This window comes from Prescottella sp. D32, from assembly GCF_037287305.1.
Lineage (GTDB): Bacteria > Actinomycetota > Actinomycetes > Mycobacteriales > Mycobacteriaceae > Prescottella > Prescottella equi.
Genome location: NZ_JARBSW010000010.1, coordinates 1 through 2,742 on the forward strand (window position 1 = coordinate 1; position 2,742 = coordinate 2,742).

Genomic DNA, 2,742 nt, shown 5'->3' on the forward strand with positions numbered 1-2,742 from the left:
GGTGGGTGGGTGATGGCGTGCCTTTTGAAGAATGAGCCTGCGAGTTAGCGGCATGTCGCGAGGTTAACCCGTGTGGGGTAGCCGTAGCGAAAGCGAGTCCGAATAGGGCGTTTGTAGTGGCATGTTCTAGACCCGAAGCGGAGTGATCTACCCATGGCCAGGGTGAAGCGACGGTAAGACGTCGTGGAGGCCCGAACCCACTTAGGTTGAAAACTGAGGGGATGAGCTGTGGGTAGGGGTGAAAGGCCAATCAAACTCCGTGATAGCTGGTTCTCCCCGAAATGCATTTAGGTGCAGCGTCGCGTGTTTCACTCTGGAGGTAGAGCTACTGGATGGCCGATGGGCCCCACAAGGTTACTGACGTCAGCCAAACTCCGAATGCCAGAGTGTGAGAGCGCGGCAGTGAGACTGCGGGGGATAAGCTTCGTAGTCGAGAGGGAAACAGCCCAGATCGCCGGCTAAGGCCCCTAAGCGTGTACTAAGTGGAAAAGGATGTGGGGTCGCGAAGACAACCAGGAGGTTGGCTTAGAAGCAGCCACCCTTGAAAGAGTGCGTAATAGCTCACTGGTCAAGTGATCCTGCGCCGACAATGTAGCGGGGCTCAAGTACACCGCCGAAGCCGCGGCATTCACATAACACCCATGCGGGTCTACGGGCCTGTGTGCAGTGGTGTGGATGGGTAGGGGAGCGTCGTGCAGCCATGGAAGCGCCGGAGTGATCCAGGTGTGGAGGCTGCACGAGTGAGAATGCAGGCATGAGTAGCGAAAGACGAGTGAGAAACTCGTCCGCCGAATGACCAAGGGTTCCTGGGCCAGGTTAATCCGCCCAGGGTGAGTCGGGACCTAAGGCGAGGCCGACAGGCGTAGTCGATGGACAACGGGTTGATATTCCCGTACCCGTGTGAACGCGCCCCTGGTGAATCAGTGATGCTAAGCGCCCTGAAGCCGCCTTCGAACCTTCGGGTTCTCCGGTGTGTGGATGCGCGTGAACCGATCTGGTAGTAGCCAAGCGATGGGGTGACGCAGGAAGGTAGCTGAGCCAGTCAGTGGTAATACTGGTGTAAGCGTGTAGGGCGTGACCTAGGCAAATCCGGGTCACATACAGCCTGAGACGTGATGCGTAGCCGATTGAGGCGAATTCAGTGATCCTATGCTGCCGAGAAAAGCCTCTAGCGAGCTTTCACACGGCCCGTACCCCAAACCGACACAGGTGGTCAGGTAGAGAATACTAAGGCGATCGAGATAACTGTGGTTAAGGAACTCGGCAAAATGCCCCCGTAACTTCGGGAGAAGGGGGGCCTCGTCTGGTGACGGAACTTGCTTCCTGAGCTGGGTGGGGCCGCAGAGACCAGAGAGAAGCGACTGTTTACTAAAAACACAGGTCCGTGCGAAGTCGTAAGACGATGTATACGGACTGACGCCTGCCCGGTGCTGGAAGGTTAAGAGGACCGGTTAGCCAGTAATGGCGAAGCTGAGAATTTAAGCCCCAGTAAACGGCGGTGGTAACTATAACCATCCTAAGGTAGCGAAATTCCTTGTCGGGTAAGTTCCGACCTGCACGAATGGCGTAACGACTTCTCTGCTGTCTCAACCACAGACTCGGCGAAATTGCATTACGAGTAAAGATGCTCGTTACGCGCGGCAGGACGAAAAGACCCCGGGACCTTCACTATAGCTTGGTATTGGTGTTCGGTTCGGTTTGTGTAGGATAGGTGGGAGACTGTGAAGCGGGCACGCCAGTGTTCGTGGAGTCGTTGTTGAAATACCACTCTGATCGTATTGGACATCTAACCTCGGACCATGATCTGGTTCAGGGACAGTGCCTGGTGGGTAGTTTAACTGGGGCGGTTGCCTCCCAAAATGTAACGGAGGCGCCCAAAGGTTCCCTCAGCCTGGTTGGCAATCAGGTGTCGAGTGCAAGTGCACAAGGGAGCTTGACTGTGAGACTGACAGGTCGAGCAGGGACGAAAGTCGGGACTAGTGATCCGGCACCGGCAAGTGGAAGCGGTGTCGCTCAACGGATAAAAGGTACCCCGGGGATAACAGGCTGATCTTCCCCAAGAGTCCATATCGACGGGATGGTTTGGCACCTCGATGTCGGCTCGTCGCATCCTGGGGCTGGAGTAGGTCCCAAGGGTTGGGCTGTTCGCCCATTAAAGCGGCACGCGAGCTGGGTTTAGAACGTCGTGAGACAGTTCGGTCTCTATCCGCCGCGCGCGTTAGAAACTTGAGGAAGGCTGTCCCTAGTACGAGAGGACCGGGACGGACGAACCTCTGGTGTGCCAGTTGTTCCGCCAGGAGCACTGCTGGTTAGCTACGTTCGGAAGGGATAACCGCTGAAAGCATCTAAGCGGGAAGCCTGTTCCAAGATGAGGTTTCTCACCCCCTCGAGGGGGTAAGGCCCCCGGCAGACCACCGGGTTGATAGGCCAGAACTGGAAGCACAGTAATGTGTGGAGGTGACTGGTACTAATAGGCCGAGGACTTACCACAAAGAAGCTACGCGTCCACTGTGCGGTATCTGAAACAACACACAGATACCATTCACCCCCACCATCTTTCGGGTCTTCGGACCCCGGGGATGGGTTCGGGTAGGGGTGTTGAATGTGTGACAGTTTCATAGAGTTACGGCGGCCATAGCGGAGGGGAAACGCCCGGTCCCATTCCGAACCCGGAAGCTAAGCCCTCCAGCGCCGATGGTACTGCACTCGACAGGGTGTGGGAGAGTAGGACACCGCCGAACA

General features: G+C 56.6%; 2 rRNA genes. Both read left to right on the forward strand.

Going from position 1 to position 2,742, the window contains the following annotated elements:
* Nucleotides 1-2,491: ribosomal RNA gene (locus tag PSS76_RS23885) — 23S ribosomal RNA — on the forward strand; the annotation flags it as partial.
* Nucleotides 2,492-2,624: 133 nt separating this feature from the next.
* Nucleotides 2,625-2,741, forward strand: a 5S ribosomal RNA gene (rrf, locus tag PSS76_RS23890).
* Nucleotide 2,742: the final 1 nt, after the last annotated feature.